Source organism: Methylobacter tundripaludum, from assembly GCF_002934365.1.
GTDB lineage: Bacteria > Pseudomonadota > Gammaproteobacteria > Methylococcales > Methylomonadaceae > Methylobacter_A > Methylobacter_A tundripaludum_A.
The window spans coordinates 130,510-151,588 of sequence record NZ_PTIY01000009.1 but is presented as its reverse complement, the minus strand read 5'-3'; the positions used below and the strand labels follow the sequence as shown (position 1 = coordinate 151,588).

The window sequence follows — 21,079 nt, the reverse complement described above, 5'->3', positions numbered from 1 at the left end:
AACCCGCCCTGCAATCAAATCAGCTTAATTTACCGTGGCACTGTTTAAACTTTTTGCCCGAACCGCAAGGACAAGGATCATTACGCCCCACTTTATTGCCGTCCCTGACAAATGGCTGCTCAGCAACAGTAGTTTCTTCCTGTTCGGGTGCCGACAGCGACTCCTCGTAAGCATCCAAAGTCGGCGCCTGCGCGTGCTCAAAATGCATTTCCCTGGGCGCCTGCATTTGCTCGTCAAGCGCCTGAACATCCTCTTCCTGCCGAACCTGAACTTTGAACAGCGTAGTGATTACCTCGTACTTGATATGCTCTAGCAGGTTGGTGAACATTTCAAACGCTTCGCGCTTGTATTCCTGCTTGGGATCTTTTTGCGCATAACCTCTAAAGTGGATGCCTTGACGCAAATAATCCATCGCCGCCAGATGCTCTTTCCAGCTGTTGTCCAGCACTTGCAACATTAATGATTTCTCAATATGCCGCAGCACTTGCTGAGTCATCTGCTGTTCTTTGTCTTTATGGTTTTGTTCCAGAATTTCGATAATTCGCTTGCGTAAAGATTCTTCCTGCAACGAGTGGTCTTCTTCCAGCATTTTACGCACAGGAATTTCAACATTAAACTCCTGATGCAAATGATCCTCCAGGCCCTTGGTATCCCACTGCTCCACCATCGTCCTTGCCGGGATGTACTGAGTAATCACATTATTGACCACGTCTTCGCGTATCGCGGTGATGATGTCGGAAATTTCCTCCGCCGCCATCAGCTCGTTACGCTGCGCGTAGACAACCTTGCGTTGATCGTTGGCGACATCGTCATAGGCCAGGATTTCTTTACGCACATCGAAGTTACGGCCTTCAACCTTGCGTTGGGCGCTTTCGATAGAACGGGTTACCCAAGGATGCTCAATAGCTTCGCCATTGCCCATACCTAATTTCTGCATCAAGCCCGCCACGCGATCCGATGCGAAGATGCGCATCAGGTCATCTTGCAATGACAAGTAGAAACGGGTTGACCCCGGATCGCCCTGCCGGCCAGACCGGCCTCTTAACTGGTTGTCGATACGGCGCGATTCATGACGCTCCGAACCGATAACATGCAAGCCGCCGGTGGCGACAACCTGCTCGTGTCTGTCCAGCCACGCGCCGCGGACGCGTTCCTTATCGGCCTCGCCGGCATCTTCGCCCAATGCCGCCAGTTCCGCGTCCAGATTGCCGCCGAGCACAATATCGGTACCCCGTCCGGCCATGTTGGTCGCGATAGTCACCGCTCCCGGCATACCGGCCTGTTCAATGATATGGGCTTCGCGCTCATGCTGCTTGGCGTTAAGTACTTCGTGTTTAATACCCTGTTTTTTCAACAGCGCAGACAGCCGCTCGGAGTTTTCAATCGATGTGGTTCCCACCAACACCGGCTGTCCACGTCCAACACATTCTTTAATATCTTCGGCAACGGCGACATATTTCTCGTCGGCAGTCAGAAATACGACGTCACCGAAATCCTTACGAATCATCGGGCGGTGCGTAGGAATAACCACAACTTCGAGGCCGTAAATCTTGTTTAATTCGAACGCTTCGGTATCCGCTGTACCGGTCATACCGGACAGTTTTTCGTACAAACGGAAATAGTTCTGGAAAGTAATCGAGGCCAGCGTCTGGTTTTCATTTTGAATGGCGACGTGCTCTTTCGCCTCAATCGCCTGATGCAAGCCTTCAGACCAGCGGCGTCCCGGCATCACGCGCCCGGTAAACTCATCGACGATAATCACTTCGTTATTGGCGACGATATAATCCACGTCTTTTTTAAATAACACATGCCCGCGCAACGAAGCGTTCAGGTAATGCATCAGGCGAATGTTGGTTGCGTCATACAAACTGGTCCCTTCCGCCATCAAGCCATGTTCGACCATTAAACGCTCAACCCGTTCGTGGCCTTCTTCAGTCAGGTACAACTGGCGTACTTTTTCATCGACGGAATAGTCACCCGGCTCGCCTTCTTTTTCCTGCTTGGTCAGGAACGGGACGATCTGATTGACCTTCACGTATATTTCAGTGCTTTCCTCGGTAGGCCCGGAAATGATCAGCGGCGTTCTCGCCTCATCAATCAGGATAGAATCCACCTCATCGACAACAGCAAAACTTAAATCGCGCTGGACTTTCTGCTCCAGGCTAAAAGCCATATTGTCGCGCAAATAATCGAAACCGAATTCGTTGTTGGTGCCGTAAGTGATGTCTGACGCATAAGCTTTGCGACGTTCTTCACTTTCCATCTGGCTGATAATCACACCGGTCGTCAATCCCAGAAAACCGTAAAGCCTGCCCATCGTCTCGGAATCGCGCTTGGCCAGATAGTCGTTAACCGTAACAACATGTACGCCGCGTCCAGGCAAAGCGTTCAGATAAGCCGCCAGGGTCGCCATCAGGGTTTTACCCTCGCCGGTTTTCATTTCGGCGATTTTGCCGTCATGAAGTATCATGCCGCCGATCAATTGCACATCGAAATGGCGCATACCGAAGACTCGGGTAGACGCTTCCCTGACTGTCGCAAACGCTTCCGGCAACAGATTGTCCAGTTTTTCACCCTGCGTCAGACGATCACGAAACTCCTGCGTTTTTGCTTTTAACGCATCATCAGATAATTTTTCGTATTCAGAAGCCAGGGCATTGATCTTTTTGACCAACGACCTTTTCTTCTTTATCAGCCTGTCATTACGGCTTCCTATAACTAATCTAACCAACTTACCCAGCATGTTTTTTTCCGGTATGAATTTAGTAAATGATTGAATAAAACCGTCGGATTATATACCGTCTGCTGTTTTAGTTACAGTTAAAAACATGCGTTGTCCCTCTGCAAAAGACCTTAACACTCACAAAAGGCATTTAAGAATCAACTGCCGCCTTTTGCGGCAATCGGTTTGATAAGACGCAATTTTGTAGAGTGTAATCGTGTTAGAAACTACTGTGGAGGTGTTGTCTGAATCGGGCAAAAGGCCTAGAACCCGGATTCCCTGACGAATGCGGCTGCAATGTGTCGCCATACGGATGAGGCGATGCTTTCGGCTTTTCCATCGATCAGCACATTGCCCTTGATAGCCCGATTGATCGGTCCGCTGTTTTCCAGAGGCTGAAGCCAGACCCGGTAAACCGATGCTTCGGGAACCAGTTCATCCTTATTGTTGCCCCGGATGGCGATACTTCCGGCATAACGGGAAGTAAAAACCGGCGGCAACTGCAAGGCCGCAGCATTATCGATGCGCACAATCCGGCACGGAATGCTCGGCCAGTCCAGCTGTTCGGGATAAAAATCGGCTCGCGCACCGGGCTGAATCTGGCCCAAATGGTCTTCAGCCAAAAAAGCCTCTATCTGATAAGCATCAAACTTCCCCAGAGTTAACAGCGGTTCGTTTTTGGCGATCCATTCCCCGGCATTCAATTGGTCGTTTATTTCGATGATTTCACCGTCGAAAGGCGCCACAACGGTCAAACGTTTACGTTCATCCATAAGACTGTCGTACTCGCTAGCCGCGCTTTCCAGTTCGGTCAACGCCACCAGCCGCCGGTTGATCAGGTTTTTCTCCTGTCCGTGAAAGGACAACTCCCAACGCAACGATTCAACTTTTATTCTGCTTTGCTCAAGACGCGAGTCGATATCGGACGAGCTGAACTGCATCAGGGGCCGCCCTTCCTTAACGGCTTCACCTTTGGCGACCAGAATCCGGTCCAGCTTGCCGGGCAGAGGCATAAAAAGTTCGGTATGGACGGCTATTTTCAACAAGCCCGGCGCTTCAATGCGGCTCTTCCACGGAATAACCAAAATGCCGGAGACGATCAGCACTGCCGCCAAGGTCGCCTTGGTGTTACGATTCCATTCGATGCGCCGCCGGTGTTCAAGCCAATACTTAATTTCTTTGGCGATAGGGAGCATGATAAACCAGCCTATTTCGACCATCATTAAAAACAGGCCGAGCAATTTAAAAAAGAAGTGATACACCAGCAACGCAATCCCTAAAAACAGGAAAAAGCGGTAAACCCAGATGCACCAAGCATAAATCAGCAGTAACCGTTGAGTGCGCGGCGGAAACCGCTCCGGCGCTTCATCGGTAAGGCCGAATAATAGTCGCCGCAGTTGCCAGCGCCCCAACGCGAACGCCCTGTTTTGCAGGTTTTCGATCCCCCAATAATCCGACAGTAAAAAATAACCGTCAAAACGCATTAACGGGTTTAAATTAATAAACAGCGTCATGATCCAGGTGGTCGTGGCCATCAAAAATACGCTGCTGCGCAACGGGCCGTCCGGTAAAAAATGCCACAGCGTGGTACATAGAACGGCCAGCCCCAATTCAGCGGCAATGCCGCCAACACCAATCGCCAGCCGTTGCCGCCGCGAGGTCAATTTCCACGCATCGCTGGCATCGGTAAATAACACCGGCATCATTACCAGAAAAGCCACGCCCATCGAGGAAACCCGGCAACCGTAACGATGGGCTGTATAAGCATGACCCAACTCATGCAGGGTTTTGGTCAAGGTCAACGCAACGGCGTAATAAATAAAACCTTCGGTCGAGAAAAAATGCAGGAAGGTTCGGCTGAATATTTCCCAGCGATCGATCAGCAAATACAGATTAACCAGCACCAACGCCATCAACACGTACAGCACCAGCGGTTGATAAATCCAGCGTAGCGCAGGATAAGTCCGCGCCAGCAGGCGATCAGGGCGAAGCAGCGGGATTTTAAAAAACAGGTAATGATGTATCAGCCAGGCAAACCAGTGATGATGAGCGGCTCTGCTTTGGCCGACCAGACGCTGCACAGCGTCTTTTCCCCGGATCTGGAGCAGATTATGGCCGGCAAGGAACTGCAATAAATGCTGAATATCGTCAACGCTGACGGTGAACAAGCCTTGCTGCGATAATTGTTCGCTGATAGCCTCGGACGACCTTAAATCCCAATGCGCGAGAATCTCGTTTTCAAGCGGCCCGATGCGATAGAAATGCTGATTGGCCGGATCGTAAATTGTCCAGGTGGGCGAACCGTCAAATGCGCAAGGCCCCGGAAACAAATCCAGTTCTTCACGCAACGGCGGCAGGTTAATTACAACCCCATCCATTGTCTCAATGCCGCCAAAGGTCTTCTTAACACATAGTACACAAAAGGAACCCGCGAGCCGAAGACTTTGGCCGTCCCTTTCAGGCCGATCCTGGGTAACACGTCCGCTTGCTTGAACTTGGCTTTCAAACGGTAGGCCAAGACCTCGTCAGGCGTAACTTCGGCTTGATAGGCGGCAAAATAAAGCTCCGCCGAAACCGGCGTGACCGGATCGACATTCAAGAAAAACTGCACCTTGGCCCCAGGCTCAAGATTAATCGCATCGGCAATCGGCAACTGCACTTCCAGCTCGACATCGACGGGGTCAGCGACCATTAAAATACGCTCTCCGATGGTGACGGGTTTTCCTATCCAGTCGTTGGCATCGGAAAACACCGCTATCCCGGCATGAGGCGCTTTAATATCGATACGCGCCAGCCAATCCTCCATGCTGCGCACTTCGGCCTGCTGTTGCTCAACCCGGCTTTGAAGAATATTGACCTGAGCCTTGCTGTCCATATCGAACATCGCCTGTTGCGCGGTTTTTCGGTATTCCGCTTCGGCAACCTCCAAGGCCTTGCGGGTAACGGTCAGCTTGTTTTTAATGGTTTCTTCTTCGAGGCTTAACAACAGCTGATCTTTCGCCACCTGATCGTTGGGCTGAACATAAAACCGGTCGACGACGCCGTCAATCGCGGCCCTGAGTATAGTCGGATGTCCGGGAATAACGCTGGCCGGAGCCATTGCCGTTTGCCGCACCGGAATCCAAAGCAGGCAAAACAGCACAGCCAGACCGACCATCAGGCGCTTTTTAGTCAGCCAGTCCTGTTTCCAGAAAGACGGTCTGGGCGACAATGCCGCCCAGGCATGGCCGAAAGTGTCCGCCACATGCTCCAGTAAATAAAGCTCCCCATCGGTCCAGTCGGACTCTCGCGCCAGCAGCAGCCCGGCTTGCGGCGTAGCGCCATAAGCCGACACCGGCAGCCATACGGCATGAGCAGGCAACCATTGACGCCACTCATCGGCACAGTCGCCTTCCAGGTCTTCTGCGGTCAAACGCCGAATGGCTCCAGAAGCACCCGCAGACAACTGTTTGAATACTTGTTTCAACCAGCTTATATACGGCGCATTCGTGTCGATCACGGCCAAACCGGAAACGGCGATCACTTGCGATCCGTTTATTTGCCACAACGCAGCTTGGCGGTATTCAATCAGGCTGCGGCTGTCGTTAACCAGCGTATAGGCCAACGCTTCCGAGGTATCGGCGTTACGGAACGTTTTTTCCAGTTGCAGCAAGGTCGCCAGCGCCGCCAGCTGCCGTTGCGAGTCGGTCATCGCATCAGTCATGCGCGGCAGCCGCAGTTGCCGACGGGAAAATGGCGCGGCCGCTCATACCGGCCAGAAGATCTTCGGTCTTGCCGGTAATAATTCCGGTAATTTTAATGGACTGACTGACCGCATCGATGCGCGCGCCCAGTATTTTGACCTTGGCGGGATATTCCTTCTGCGTTTCTTCAAGAAAAACCTTAAACTCGTAGCCCGGCTTCAACCATTTCAGCCAACTGGAGGGAACCAGCACCGTGACTTCAAGCTGGCTGTCATCCAGAATATCCAGGATCGGGTCGCCGGCTTTAACGTATTGATAGCGCTGCACCAGGCGCTCCGCCACGCGTCCCGAAAAAGGCGCGGCAATCGTGCATTTTTGCAGCACCGCCCCCATCAACGCAATATCGGCTTTGGCCTTGGCGACTTCGGCAGCCGCCATTTCAAGCTCCAGCGGACTCATGGAATTGAGTTTGGTCAAACGGGAATTAACCTCATAGGTTTTTTCGGCGGCTTGCACAACGGCTTGCGCCTTTTTCAATTGCGCCTGTTGTTCGGCGCAATTGAACGCAACCAGTAAATCGCCTTGTTTAAACCGTTCGCCTTCTTGGACATTGAGCTGAATGATTTTTGCCGCCATTTCACTGGACAGAATAGTGGAATGCTGCGCATTGAGCTGGGCGCGAATTTCCGCCGCCTCAGCCGCATAGACTGTGCTGGAAACGCTAAAACCGGTGATACCGGTTAGCAAAAGTAAAAAAGTACGCATAAAATGAGTATGGGTTGTTTGCTGGGAGTTAAAAATGCGTAGGCCGGTATAAAGCCAACCAAGTGTAACGCTGATGGACTTTTCCGGCTTAGGATTTGGTCAAAAATAACTTCCCGAAATCACTGTCTTCTATCGTCAAGCCGTTCGTGCTGCCCCTTCGACTCGCTCAGGACTAAAGGCCTTGTCGAAGCATGATCGGCTTGACGCGGTAGGCCGAAATTTTTCCGTCCACCCTTCGACAAGCTCAGGGCGAACGGAAAAATTTTACCCGAGCCATATTGGGAAGTTATTAATGACCGTATCCTTATCATGCAGCGATGGCCGGAAACGCAAGTTTCCGCTTTCGCTCAAACAGGCTTATTCCGACATACAGGATTACTAATTCTTCTTGACCGCATTCAAATCGGTAGCCGATAACGTGTCTGCCGCCGGTTTCGTTATGGGTGGAAACTGTCCGGCCTGCCAGTTCTTATCCACGGCTTCGATGGAGCTCGCCAGCGTATTGATATTATGGTTTTCAATCCAGTCCGGTAAAGGATCAAGGCCCAATGACACATAAACTCTGCCCAACGAACTTTGAATGCCGGCATAGGCTTCAAGCAGCTGTAAGCGCGACATCAACGCATTGGTCGTTGCGCGAATGCGCTCCAACTCGGTTTTTGCATCGTTTTCGGCATCTGTGGTGATGTGCTTTGAAATCTTCTGATTGATTTCATCCAGTTCCTGGGTGCGCTTATACTGCTGTCCTGCGACCAAAAACTGCTGATAAGACAAATGAACCTGGGTCAATACCGCCATATAAACCGATAACCGACGCGTATCCCCCAGTTTTTCCTGAGCGTCTATCTGACTAAAGCGTGCCGGCGCCGAAACCAACTCCATCAGGTTATTGCTAATGATGCCGCTCAATTCCAGCCAGTTGTTATTTAGCAGGTAACTGTTGTTGTCATAGTTATAGCCGGCCCTGAACTCAATACCGGGAAGCAGGCGCAATATGGCTTTATGCGTTTCTTCCGCCGTAATCCGGTTGTTGTAAATTTCCTCGCGCAATTCAGGGCGCAGTTGCAGAGCCATTTCTTCCATTTTGTCAATGGCCAATGAAAGTTCCGGCGCCTTCAGCGCGTTGTTTTCAGGTAGTTTGAGCTCAAATTTCTGGCTGGGTGAGATGCCCAGCAAAGAGGCCAGTTCGGTTTTGGCAAGACGCAATGTTTCCGATAACTCTTCCAGTTTCCGTATGATTTCCAGCAAGTCTTTTTCGTATTGCAGTATCGACAACGGTGCGGACAAACGCTCGCTCTCGATACCTTGGGCGTCCTTCAATGCCTGCTTGGCGCTGGTCAGGATTTTATCGATCTCCCCTTCCAGTTGCTGGGTGCCGGCCATTCGCCAGAATGCGGTGCGCACATCCTGCATCAACAATTGCGCGGTTTTACGGCGGGTTTCTTCTGCAACCAAAACCCGGTTTGCATCCTGCTTGGCCTGAAAATAGCTGACGCCGAAGTCCAGCACGTTCCAGCTGAAGGTGAAGTCGTAAACCTTGCGCGACCGGTCCTGGGAAGTCGATGACTGCAATTGTTGTGCGCCGGTGACAGCGTTACGGCTGTTGGAAGCATTGTAATTATCACGACCCCGATAACCCGCCGTAGCAATCAAATCCGGCAATAAATTGAATTTCGCCAAATCGGACTGCCCGTCGGCCACCGCATGTTCCATCATCTTGACACGATGGTTAAGGTTATACTTTAGCGCTCTGGCCATCGCTTCATAGACGCTGATCGGGGCTAAAATAGGTTCCTGTTTTGCAAAAATAACCTGTTTATCGGCATCAAGCGATGTCTGTTGCTCACTCCGCGTAATCGGCTCCGGCATGATGGCGCAACCGGCGAGCATTACAATACCGGAAAGACCGGCAACCAACTGGGGGACTGGATAGTTCATGGTAGTTTTTTATTATTGATATTTAGTCGAAAGAATTACAGGCGGCTATCCCGCCTCATTTTACAGCTGTAAAGTTAAAAATAATCTAGCCGGGGGAACCACAACAGATCCCCCCGCAAAAATGTATCGGTTATTTAATTTCATCTATCAGGCGGCATCTTTATCATTGTTAACAAGACTTGCCAGACTGTCCAGCAATTTCAGGCGCTGAAATTCAAAGCCTTTTCTGCCCACCATCTGCAGCTGTTGCGTTAAACCGGGCTTGCCCGCATGAGCCAGTTGCTTGTCGGTCTGCTCCAGCCGGCCTTGTTGATTTTGCCCTCTTCCTTCCTGCCCTTGCTGATGATCTCCAGCCTGCGGCTGATCTTGATCCTGATTTGGATCCCGCTGACCCTGTTGCTCAGATCGACCCTTCTGCGGCTGCACCTTGACCAGAACAACCACCTGCTTGCCTTGACTGTCTCTTATGGTGACTTTAACGGTTATCGGACTGGTCACGACAGCGCCATCTTTTACCGTCACAGCCCCGGTGCTGGGGTTAACAGTGATAAATGACGGCAAACTTTGTCCGCTGGACTGGGCGGCGGAAATAGTTATCGCCCCGCTCGTATTCAGCCCGGCAAAGGCACTGGACGGTATGTTAATCGTGCCGCCGCTGGTACCGTTGCCGCGTGAATCAACGCTCAGCTTCATATCCACAACGATGGTTTGGTTAGGGCTGGAACCGCTGTGGTTGCCGGTGTTGGAATTATTGCCTGTGTTATTATTGCCTGTATCGGTGTTGTTACCGTTGTTACCGTTGTTACCGTTGTTACCGTTGTTACCGTTGTTACCGTTGTTACCGTTGTTACCGTTGTTACCGTTGTTACTGTTGTTACTGTTGTTACTGTTGTTATTACCCGTACCGATGCTGTTGCCGGGGCCAGGATTATTGTTATTGCCCGTACCGGTGTTATTACCTGTGCCGTTATTATTACCGGTATGAGTGTTGTTGCCGGAGCCCGAATTCGAATTGCTATCGCTATTCCCATTTATTTGAGTGATATTGATCGGCACTAACCTTACCGGCGCTGTTTCTTCGCTGGTTATACTCTCCACAGTACCTTTACCATCAGTGTAACTGACGACTACAGTGATTTTTTTACCCGCAACAGCCTCTATCAAAATAAAGCTTTTGCCTGTGCCGCCGGGGATGTCAACACCATCGGCTTGCCATTGATAACTGATGTCCCCCATCCCATCAATATCCGCCAGATTGTTGTCGGCAGTCAGGACGTCGCCGACAAAAGTGGTTCCGCTGATGGTTGTTGTACCGGTTGGCGCATCATTAACCGAGTTTACCGTGATCGTGAAGGTCTGATTGGCGCTGGTATCGACACCCCCATTGGCCGTGCCGCCGTTATCATTGATCGACACGGTGACTGTCGCCGTACCGTTAGCATTGGCCGCCGGTGTGTAACTCAAGTTACCGTTGCTGTCGATCGTCGGCTGTACGCTGAACAAGGCGTTGTTGTTATTGCTAACAACAAAACTCAGAGTTTGGCCGCTTTCGTCAGCCTGTCCTTTACTGAGTCCGGTCGCCCAGCCATTGACCGTTTGCGCCCCTCCATCTTCGTTGACGGTTTGGTCAGCGCCCTTAGTAAAGCCGGGGGCGTCATTGACAGGGGTCACGGTGATCGTGAACGTCTGGGTGGCGCTGGTATCGACACCGCCATTGGCCGTGCCGCCGTTATCATTGATCGACACAGTGACTGTCGCCGTACCGTTAGCATTGGCCGCCGGTGTGTAACTCAGGTTGCCGTTGCTGTCGATCGTCGGCTGTACGCTAAACAAGGCATTATTGTCATTACTGGTATTAAAACTCAGGGTTTGGCCGCTTTCGTCAGCCTGTCCTTTACTAAGGCCGGTCGCCCAGCCATTGACCGTTTGCGCCCCTCCATCTTCGTTGACGGTTTGGTCAGCACCCTTAGTAAAGCCGGGGGCGTCATTGACCGGGGTCACGGTGATCGTGAAGGTCTGGCTGGCGCTGGTATCGGCACCCCCATTGGCCGTGCCGCCGTTATCCTTAATCGATACGGTGACTGTCGCCGTACCGTTAGCATTGGCCGCCGGTGTGTAACTCAGGTTGCCGTTGCTGTCGATCGTCGGCTGTACGCTAAACAAGGCATTATTGTCATTACTGGTATTAAAGCTCAGGGTTTGGCCGCTTTCGTCAGCCTGTCCTTTACTAAGGCCGGTCGCCCAGCCATTGACCGTTTGCGCCCCTCCATCTTCGTTGACGGTCTGGTCGGCCCCCTTGGTAAAGGCCGGTATGTCATTAACCGCCGTGATGCTGGTGCTAATAGTGTTGAGTGTGCTGGAAATGGCCGTAGTACCGCCATTAACCGAACTATCGGCGGTAACGCGGGTTTCAGTGCCGCCCGTCGTCGTGCTGAAAGCAGCCACATAAATGTTATCCAGAGCGCGTACTGATAAAGCCGGTGGCGTACCATTGTAATTAGCCGCAGGTACGAAACGAACTTGGGTGGCGCTAGCCAGAGCCAAGGCAGCAGAATTATCACCGACCGCACCAATAGCTTTCCAGTTCGCACCGCCGTCACTGCTGTATTGCCACACGCCTTCGGTGACTGCGTTGGCAGTGTTGCCCACCACCAGAACGCCGGGGCTGCTAGCTCCGGCATCCGTATCCTGAAAACTATAGCCGGTTAAAGCACTGATAGCAGTGCCGGTCGGATTAGCCGCATCTTCGTTAATCGCCGCCAAGGTCAGATTGCCGACGCCGGTGGGCGCATTGTTGGTTAACGTCAGCGTCATATCGTTGTTGGTGCCGCCCACGTAACTGGCTTTAAGCGTACCAGACATAGCGCCTTCAGCCAATCCGCTGAAAGTTCCGGTAATAAGATCGGTGCTGTCGTTGTCGATCAGCCTAAAACTGTCGTTAAGCGCCGGAGTGAATCCTAGAGTGGTTGATAAAGTCGCGCCAGTCACATCGACCGTGCCCTTCACCACAACCTGATCGTAATCCGTACCGGCAACCGTACCGTTGATGTTGGCCGATAAAGTTCCGGCGATAGCCAAATTGCCGTTGACAGTCAACGTACCGGGACCGGCAACGCCGGGCGCCAATGTGCCGCCACTGTTGATTGTCAGCGTATTCGTGGAAGAGGTTGCAAAGATACTGCCGGTGCCGCTCAAGGTTGCCCCGGAAGCAACTGTAACGCCAGTGGTTGCGTCTAATGCCCCAGTGACGGACAGCGTACCCGCCGACACGGTGGTGGCGCCGGTGTAGGTGTCGGTGCCCGATAGCGTCAGCGTGCCCGCACCGCTCTTGGTCAGCGCGAAACCGCCGTCGATTGTGTTGCTGAGGGTGGAGGCGTATCCCGACCCGACGTTGAGGGTGGCGGCGCCGCTCAAGGCGATGTAATTGCCGAAACTCCCCGACACGGCGAAGGACAGCGTCGCGCCGGCGGCCAGGTCGACGCCGGACGAGGCCAGCGCGCCGGTGGAGCCGACAATGACCGTGCCGGCGGAAACAGTGGTGCCGCCGTTGTAGGTGTTAGCGCCCGACAGGGTCAGCGTGCCGCTGCCCAGCTTGGTGAGCGTCCCGCCGCCGGTACCGCCGATGGCGCCGCTGAACGTCGTCGACGTGTTGTCGCCGCCGGCCCTCAGGGTGCCGACCAACACGATGGCGCCGGCCCCGGTGATGGACCCCACCGTTTCCGTGCCCGAAACCGACAGCGTGCCGGTGTTCAGCACCGTCACCGCCGACGTGTCGGCGATGGCGCTGCTGCCGCTGAGCGCCATCGTGCCCGCCGAGACGGTGGTGGATCCGGTGTAGGTGTTGGCCCCCGATAGGGTCAGCGTGCCAGTGCCGGTTTTGGTCAGGCCGCTGGTATTGGTGGAGGAGATCGCACCGGAGAAGGTGGTGCTGGTGTTGTCGCCGCCCGCCGTCAACTTGTAACTCAGGACGACGTTGCCCGCGCCGGCCAGCGAGCCGATGGTTTCGTTCCCGCCATTCAGGGTCAGGGTGGCGCCGCTGTCCACGGTCACCGCGCTGCTGTCGCCAATACTGCTGCCGCCTTCCAGCGTCAACCCGCCGGCCGATACGGTGACTGCGCCGGTGTGAGTGTTGGTGCCGGACAGCGTCAGTGTGCCTGCCCCTGCCTTGGTCAGTACGTTCGATCCCGACAGCACGCCCGACAGGGTGACGGCGTTGGCGTTGGTGATAGTCGCATCAGCGTTTATTGCAATGGCGTTGCTGACGGTTACGGTGCCGGTGATCGTCAGGCCGGATTCGAGCGCCACCGAGCCGGTTCCCAGATTGGCACCGCTGGTCACCGACATGCCGATCGCCCCCCGGACGGTCGTGCCGCCGGAATAGTTGTTGGTGCCCGACAGCGTCAGCAGTTGCCCGCCTGTCTTGGTCAGTGAGCCCGTTCCGGTGATGTTGCCCGACAGCGTTCCGGTCCCGGTGGTGACGTTGATCGTTCCGTTGCTCGCCCCCAACACGATGGCGTTGTCGATATTACCTGCGTTGTTGAGGTTGAGCGTGCCGCCGCTCAGCGTGACGGCCCCGCCGACCAGCCGGCTGTCCGACGCCACCGACAGCGTGCCGGCCGTCACCGTCAGGGTGGCGGCGGCGCTGGAGTTACCGGTGTTGCTCAGTGTCAGCGTACCGGCCCCGGCCTTGGTCAGTACCGCCGACCCGGTGATGGCGCCCGACAAGGTGGCGGCGCTGGCGTTGGTGATGGTGGCGTCGGCCGACAGCGCGATGGCGTTGCTGAAGGTGTTGCTAGCGCTGGTGATGGTCAGGTTACCGCCGTTCAGCGTGAGATTCCCGCCGACCATCGTAGTGGCGGCACCCACCGACAGAGTGCCGCCCGTCACCGTCAGTGCGGTGGTGGTGGCGGAGGAGTTCGACGTGCTTGACAGGGTCAACGTGCCGGCCCCGCTCTTGGTCAGGGTATTGCCCGCTCCGCTGATCGCGCCCGACAGCGTGACGGCGGCGCTGTTGTCAAGGGTGGCGTTACCCGACAATGCGACGGCGTTGTCGATGGTCGTCGCGCCGGTGACCGCAAGCGTCGTGCCGACGGCCAAGGTCACCCCGCCGGAGCCGAGATTGCCGTCGGCCGCCACGCTCAGCGTACCGCCGGAAACCGTAGTAGTATTGTTGTAGGTGTTACTTCCCGACAGCACCAGCGTACCGGCACCGGCCTTAGTGACGCTGGAACCGCCCCCAATACTGCCGCTAATGGTCAATTGATCGGACGCAACGCCCAGATACGTGTTCCCGGTCAGCGTCACGTTGCCGGACAGGGTGTTTGTGCCGCTGACGTTGTAAATCGCCCCGGCACTGGACACGCCCAGGCCCGCCACCGACACCGCTTCGGCCACCGTGATGCCGCCCTGTAAGCCCAACGAGGCGCCGCTCGACACCGTCGTCGAACCGGCAGTGGTTCCCAGCGCGTTGTTGTGCGCAGCCACCAGCGTACCGGTGCTGACGGTAATGGCGCCGGTGTAGGTGTTATCCCCCGACAGCACCACCGTGCCGGAGCCGACTTTGGTCAGCGCGAAACCGCCGGAAATCACGCCGCTCAAGGTCAGCGTGTCGCCGCTGTTGTAGGCGCCGATATCCGCGTCCGCCGCCAGGGTTATGGTCCCGGAGACGGTGGCGCTGCCGCTGCCTTCGTTGATCTTCAAGGCACCAATCCCGGAGGAGACGCCAATACCGCTGAGGGTCAGGTTTTCGGCAACGGTCAGGCCGTTACCGATCCTGAGCGTGGCGCCGCTCGCCACCGTGGTGCCGGCTCCGGTGGTTCCCAGCGCGTTGTTGTGGGTGACGAGCAGCGGGCCGACGCTGACGGTGGTGGCGCCGGTATAGGTGTTGTTGCCCGATAGGGTCAGCAGGCTCGCGCCAGCCTTGGCCAGTGTGCCCGAGCCACTGATCACGCCGGACCAGGTGGCGGCGGCGTCGGCGGTGAGCGTGCCGGCCCCGGTCAGCGAGATAGCATTGGTGAAGGTGCTAGCCCCGGTCAGAGTCAGCCCGCCGCCGTTCAGCGTAACCGAGTGATTGCCGAGGTTCAACGAGGACGCCACGCTCACCGCACCGCCGCTGACCGTCAATCCCCAGGTTTGGTCGTTGTGGGTTCCCGACAAGGTCAGCGTGCCGGTTCCGCTCTTGATCAGGCTGCCGCTGCCGTCGATGGCGCCCGAAAAGCTGGTGTTGGTCGATTGGCTGACGGTCAGCGCGTTTGCGCCTAAATTCACCGTACCGGCCCCACTCAACGCGCCGATGGTCTCGCTCGCCGACGCCAAGGTCAGCGTCCCGGCAACCGACACGGCGCTGCCGTCCGCCAACGCGGCGCCGCTGCTGTTGTTCAATTCCAGGGTGCCCGCCGAAACCGAGGTGGTCCCGGTGTAGGTATTGGCCCCCGTCAACGTCAGCGTGCCGGCACCGGTCTTGGTCAGGCCGCCCGCGCCGGAAATCACGCCGCCGAAGCTGTAGGATACGTCGCCGTTGCCCAGGGTCAAGGTTTGCCCGGAGTCCACCGTCACTCCGCCAACCCCGCTCAGCGTCGCGATGGTCTCCGATCCCACCACCTGGAAAGTCGCGCCCGACGCCACCGACACCGTACCGTCGTCGGCGATGGCTGAGCCGCCGCTAACCGCCAGCGTACCGGCGGAAACCGTCGTCGTTCCGGAGTAAGTGTTGGTTCCCGACAGGGTCAAGGTACCGGCGCCGGTTTTGGTGACGCCGCCGGCACCAGAGATGTTGCCCGACAGGGTCAGCGTGTCGCCCGATCCGTTGGTCAACGTCAGCGTCTTGCCGCTGGCGATGGAGATGTCGCCGCCGACGGTGATGCTGTTGACCACGTTGGCGTCCAGCGTGATGTTCTCGCTGATCGTGACGCTGGACCCCAAGGTCACGGTCCCCAGCCCCGAGGCGAAACTGATGGTGCCGCCGCCCGCCCGGTTGGCGATGCCGACGGCCTCGCGCAGACTGAGGCCTGTGCCGTCCGCCTTTTCCGCAGCGTAGGTGCCGCCGCCGTCCGCGTCGTCGGTGACGGTGTCGACGACCAAGGTGTTAGTGACGGTGATGGTAAAGCTCTGGTCGTAGTTGTTGTCGCCGTCGTTCACCCGGATCACCACCGTGTAATCCCCGACGGCGGTAGTTGACGGGCTGGCCGCCCGTAGCGTGACGCCGCTGATGTTGAACAGATCGTAGGTGGCGCCCGAGGTGTTGGTGTTAACCGACACGATGGAATAGGTCGGTCCGCCACCGTCCACATCGGTGCGCGTCAAGGAACCGATCGTCACGTTGCTGCCGCTGTCGTAGGTGGACGAGGTGGTGGAGCTCAGTGCGATAGCGGTTGGAGCATCGTTCACCGCCGTCACGTTGATAGTGGAGGTAACACCGGCGCTGGTCTGCGCCCCCACAGCGGCGGCGTTGGCGTCGGTCACGGCCCAAGTCACGGTGCGACTGGCCGAGGATGAGGTCGGCGTGTCGGACGAACTGGAGTAAGTAACCGAGCGCAAGGCCGCTTGGTAGTTAGCCTTGGTCGCGGTGCCGGACAAGGTCAATACGCCGGTGCCGCTGTCGTAGCTGCCGGTGATGCCGTTCTGGGTGGTGAATCCCAGCGTGTCGCCGCTGGTGAAGCCGGACGAAAGTGTCACCGTGGCCCCGGCAATCTGGGTATCGTCGGCGTCGGAAAGAGTGATGGTGTTGTCGATAGCCGCCGCCGAACCGTTTTCGGTATAGCTCAGCGAACCGCCTGCGGTCAATACCGGTGCGTCGTTGACCGCAGTAAGGTTGACGGTGGAAGTGACGCCGGTGCTGGTCTGTGCCCCCACAGCGGCGGCGTTGGCGTCGGTCACGGCCCAAGTCACGGTGCGGCTGGACGAGGATGAGGTCGGCGTATCGGACGAACTGGAATAAGTAACCGAGCGCAAGGCCGTCTGGTAATTGGCTTTGGTGGCGGTGCCGGACAAGGTCAGCACGCCGGTACCGCTGTCGTAGCTGCCGGTGATGCCGTTCTGGGTGGTGAATCCCAACGTGTCGCCGCTGGTGAAGCCGGACGAAAGTGTCACCGTGGCCCCGGCAATCTGGGTATCGTCGGCGTCGGAAAGAGTGATGGTGTTGTCGATAGCCGCCGCCGAACCGTTTTCGGTATAGCTCAGCGAAGCGCCTGCGGTCAATACCGGCGCGTCGTTGACCGCGGTGAGGTTAACGGTGGAAGTGACGCCGGTGCTGGTCTGGGCGCCGTTGCCGCCGGTGGCCGCCGCATCGGTCACGGCCCAGGTTACGGTGCGGCTGGACGAGGATGAGGTCGGCGTATCGGACGAACTGGAATAAGTAACCGAGCGCAAGGCCGTCTGGTAATTGGCCTTGGTGGCGGTGCCGGACAGAGTCAATACGCCGGTGCCGCTGTTGTAGCTGCCGGTGATGCCGTTCTGATCGGTGAAACCCAGCGTGTCGCCGCTGGTGAAGCCGGACGAAAGTGTCACCGTGGCCCCGGCAATCTGAGTATCGTCGACATCGGAGAGGGTGATGGTGTTGTCGATAGCCGCCGCCGAACCGTTTTCGGTATAGCTCAGCGAACTGCCTGCGGTCAATACCGGTGCGTCGTTGACTGCGGTAATGCTGGTGCCAATGGTATTGGTGCTGGCTGAAATCGCCGTGGTGCCGCCATTGACCGAAGAATTCAGCATAACCCGAGTTTCGGAACCGGCCGTCGTACTGTAACCGCTGGCGTTAGTGTTATCCAGCGCCCGCACGGTTAAAGCGGTCGGCGTGCCGTTGTAATCGGCCACCGGCACAAAGCGCACCAGCGTAGCCGCGGACAAGGCCAGCGCGGTATTGTTATCGGCCACGGTGCCGATATTAAACCAGTTTCCACCCGCGTTAGTGCTGTATTGCCAGACACCTTCGGTGCTGCTGTTGGCGCTATTGCCGACCACCGCCACACCGCCCAAACTGGAGGAACCCGCATCCGCGTCGGCAAAACTCAGGCCGGTCAACCCGCTTATCGCCGAACCTGCTGGACTCACTGTATCTTCGTTAACCGCCGTCAGGGTCAGATTACCCAGGCCTGTCGGAGCGTCGTTGACGGCGGCCACGGTCACAGTCGCTGCGATATTGGGGCTGGCCGTATTACTGCTGCCGCCGCTGTCGGTGATGCCGGTAATGGTGACGACGCGGCTACTGGCAGTGCTTGGAGCTTGACTGCTGTCGCGGTAAGTGATGCCATCGATCAGCGTTCCCATATTGGCGTTGCTGAGCGCGGCGCCCGTGATAGTGACGGTTTTGGTGCTCCCCGCCCCGGTCACCGTGACGCTGCCGACGCTTTCCGCGCCGACGGTGGAGAGCGACAGGCCGCTGGTTGAAGTGCTGAGCGCCACGTCAATACCGTTGACGACCAGATATTCGGTAGTATCGGAAACGTTAGTAACGGTCAGCGTCATACCGCTGAAAGTCTGGCCGCTATCGTTGGTCGCGGCGGTGATGCCGCTGAACAGGTCCACAGCGCTGCCGTCTTCGGTGTAAGTGGGGGTGGCACCGGTGGCGCTGAGAGTCGGGGCGTTGAGGCTGGCGGCTTGGACATTGTCGACAGCAAAGTTATCGACAATGATCCCTCCAAAATAGTTAAAGCTATTGTTATAGGCACTCCCAGAACCTCCGGTTTTTGTGATTGTCAGAGAAGTGACCGTGCCGATTGAACTTAAATCGATATTAGGGTGCGCATGAGTTCCACCACTCCAGGTACTCATAGAAGGTGTTGTTATGAAATTGCCGTTACTACCTTGGATTTTAAAGGTGATATTGTCATTTAGATATTGACCTACGCCTAGTGATTCAGAGGTAGAGTTTGTAATGTCTATAGATTGCGGAGAGAACGTTTCACCGCCGGTAAAAAATAGGCTAACGCTAGTTTCATGACTATAGCTTCGATTGATGATTACGTAGGAGGTGGAGTAGCCGTAAACAGGCTGGGAGGCTCCATCAATCTTCAACTGATGACCAGAAACCGTATAGGTTACGTCACTAGAGCTGCCCGTGGTACCACCTGCGCTATCGCCCGCCCCAGCGAACCCGTTACCAAATGTGATCGTTCCTGAATAAGCAGCGAGCACAGAGTCATACAGCTTCATCTGTTCCGCAGTCACCACCGGCTGCGCTTCAATATTCCCTTGCACCACCTCCAATGTCCAATCGCCGCCCAGACTCGAACCTCCGGTCAGGTCATTCGATGCCGCGATATCGGTATGCGTCGTTTGCGCCAACGCCGAGATAAACGCCGCGCCATCGGAACCTTTACCCACATCGCAGCCGTACAGCAAAATATCGGCATTTGGGTTTAACGCTTGTCCAATCGTTTCCAGATCCGCGGCATGGGCCGACAGGTTTTGCGCGGTCAGGGTCAGCGACCCCAAGCCTACCGAAGCCTCGGAACCGTGGGAAATGATGTGAATAGCATCGATGCCGCTACGCCCTTCCAGAATCTGCGCCATTTGCGCCAAGCCGTCCCGGCTTGCGTCCAGCACATGCACTTCGGTGTCGGGTTTGGCCCCATCAATCAACGTCTGGTAATCGGTGACATTGTTCTCGATAAACAGGCTTTCGGTGCGTTGCGCCGCCGGATCGGCCTGCACAGCCGGCGGCGCAACATCGGCAGCCGCCTCGGCAAGCTTGGCGGCCTCTTGGTCGATGGCGGCATCCTGCACAGGGGGCTTGGTGTCGGTCACGGTATCTGCGGCTGTCTCCGCCGCCGCACCGTCGAACATGAGGCGTGGTTCAAGCGCTATCATGGTTCGACGGGGTTTATAGTACAAGTCATTGCCGATTGCAGGAGCCGACAGCTTTGAATTTATTTTGCTTGATTTTTCTTTAAGCATAGTTTCGATAACTTTCATGTTGGTACTCTCTGCATTTAGTGATAACGGGTTAACGAAAAGTCCGGCTTAAGCGCTTTGCGCGTTGTGAGCGTCACTTAAAGACTGCTCGGAATCTGTTTTTAGTCATTGCGAGACCTAAATCAGCACTTCCCTAAACGGCCTTTACGATTTCAATTCAAGCACGGCAGCTCCCTGCTCCGGCGGTTTGGCTGTAATGACGTAAGCCTCGCTGCCCGCAGAGTCGCTCCAAAAAGAAAGCTGGGAGTACTTCTCGAACAAATCGGGCGGGATAATCGTGCGCCTTGATTGGAATTCCACCTTGGGTCGAACGCGGTGCAGGCCCTCGACACCTATCTGGAAATCGAATTGTGGGGCGTCGTATTCCACGTTTTCGAAATCATGATCAAAAAGCGGCTCGCCGATGAACTGGTAGAGAAGCGGCAACACTTTTTGCGGCGCCTGGGCCAACAGGTCGTAATCCAGGAGCAGCATAGAAGCCGCCTGTTCGCCGTAAAACGCTTCGCGCAGAGCCGACCAGGCAAAGCCGACCAGTTGATCGTGTTGGGCCAACCCTTCAAGGCGATTATAAACCGTGCTCCGTTGCATATTACCGAACAGCCGGGTATTTTCATACGGATTGGCCCGGTACAGCCGCTCAATGCTATCCATCACCCAAGCTACGTTGCGCACACAAGCAATAATTTTGGCCTCGGGGAAAAGATCCAGCAGGGCCGGCAGTTTGGTACACCATAGGCGGTTAGTGTCGAAAATCACAGCCTCATCCGGGTAGCTCTCGTAAAACGAAGTAAACAAGCCCCGCAAAACCGCCCGCCGCTGATCGACACCGACTACCGCCCCAAATTCGCTGCCGGCGCTCATTTGCGCCAAGGCTGCGTTAAAAAGAGAACCTACCGGGCTGGTCATGCCTCCGTGGAACCGGGGGTTCTGGCGCAGGATGGCCGCCAGCAAAGTGGAACCGGAACGGGGCAGGCCGGAGATGAAATGGTAGTGGGGCATAGTTTTAAACGGGTGATAAAACTCTAACGGAAAAAATACTTAACTTTATGGTTGAATAATA

At 55.9% G+C, this 21,079-nt stretch carries 7 protein-coding genes; all 7 read right to left on the bottom strand.

From position 1 onward, the window contains the following. Positions 1 to 19 precede the first annotated feature (19 nt). A complete protein-coding gene (gene secA, locus B0F88_RS12255) occupies positions 20 to 2,743 on the bottom strand; it encodes a preprotein translocase subunit SecA (protein ID WP_104424212.1) in 2,724 nt (907 codons plus the stop codon). A gap of 242 nt (positions 2,744 to 2,985) precedes the next feature. Continuing rightward, on the bottom strand, positions 2,986 to 5,100 hold the full coding sequence (locus tag B0F88_RS12250; protein ID WP_104424211.1) for an HlyD family efflux transporter periplasmic adaptor subunit: 2,115 nt from the start codon (positions 5,098 to 5,100) through the stop codon (positions 2,986 to 2,988). Continuing rightward, entirely contained in the window at positions 5,085 to 6,425 is a 1,341-nt protein-coding gene (locus B0F88_RS12245; RefSeq protein ID WP_104424210.1) for an efflux RND transporter periplasmic adaptor subunit, read from the bottom strand. The genes B0F88_RS12250 and B0F88_RS12245 overlap by 16 nt, the downstream gene beginning before the upstream one ends. Beyond that, positions 6,418 to 7,170: an efflux RND transporter periplasmic adaptor subunit gene (locus B0F88_RS12240; protein ID WP_104424209.1), complete on the bottom strand. Its 753-nt coding sequence runs from the start codon at positions 7,168 to 7,170 to the stop codon at positions 6,418 to 6,420. Before B0F88_RS12240 ends, B0F88_RS12245 begins: the two co-directional genes overlap by 8 nt. 378 nt (positions 7,171 to 7,548) lie before the next feature. Beyond that, on the bottom strand, positions 7,549 to 9,108 hold the full coding sequence (locus B0F88_RS12235; RefSeq protein ID WP_104424208.1) for a TolC family protein: 1,560 nt from the start codon (positions 9,106 to 9,108) through the stop codon (positions 7,549 to 7,551). Positions 9,109 to 9,255: 147 nt separating this feature from the next. Beyond that, positions 9,256 to 20,019 carry an autotransporter-associated beta strand repeat-containing protein gene (locus B0F88_RS12230; RefSeq protein ID WP_104424207.1) on the bottom strand — a complete coding sequence of 3,588 codons (10,764 nt, stop codon included), beginning with the start codon at positions 20,017 to 20,019 and terminating at the stop codon, positions 9,256 to 9,258. Positions 20,020 to 20,163: 144 nt separating this feature from the next. Next, complete coding sequence (locus B0F88_RS12225; RefSeq protein WP_104424206.1) at positions 20,164 to 21,018, bottom strand: sulfotransferase family protein; 855 nt, start codon at positions 21,016 to 21,018, stop codon at positions 20,164 to 20,166. Positions 21,019 to 21,079 lie beyond the last annotated feature (61 nt).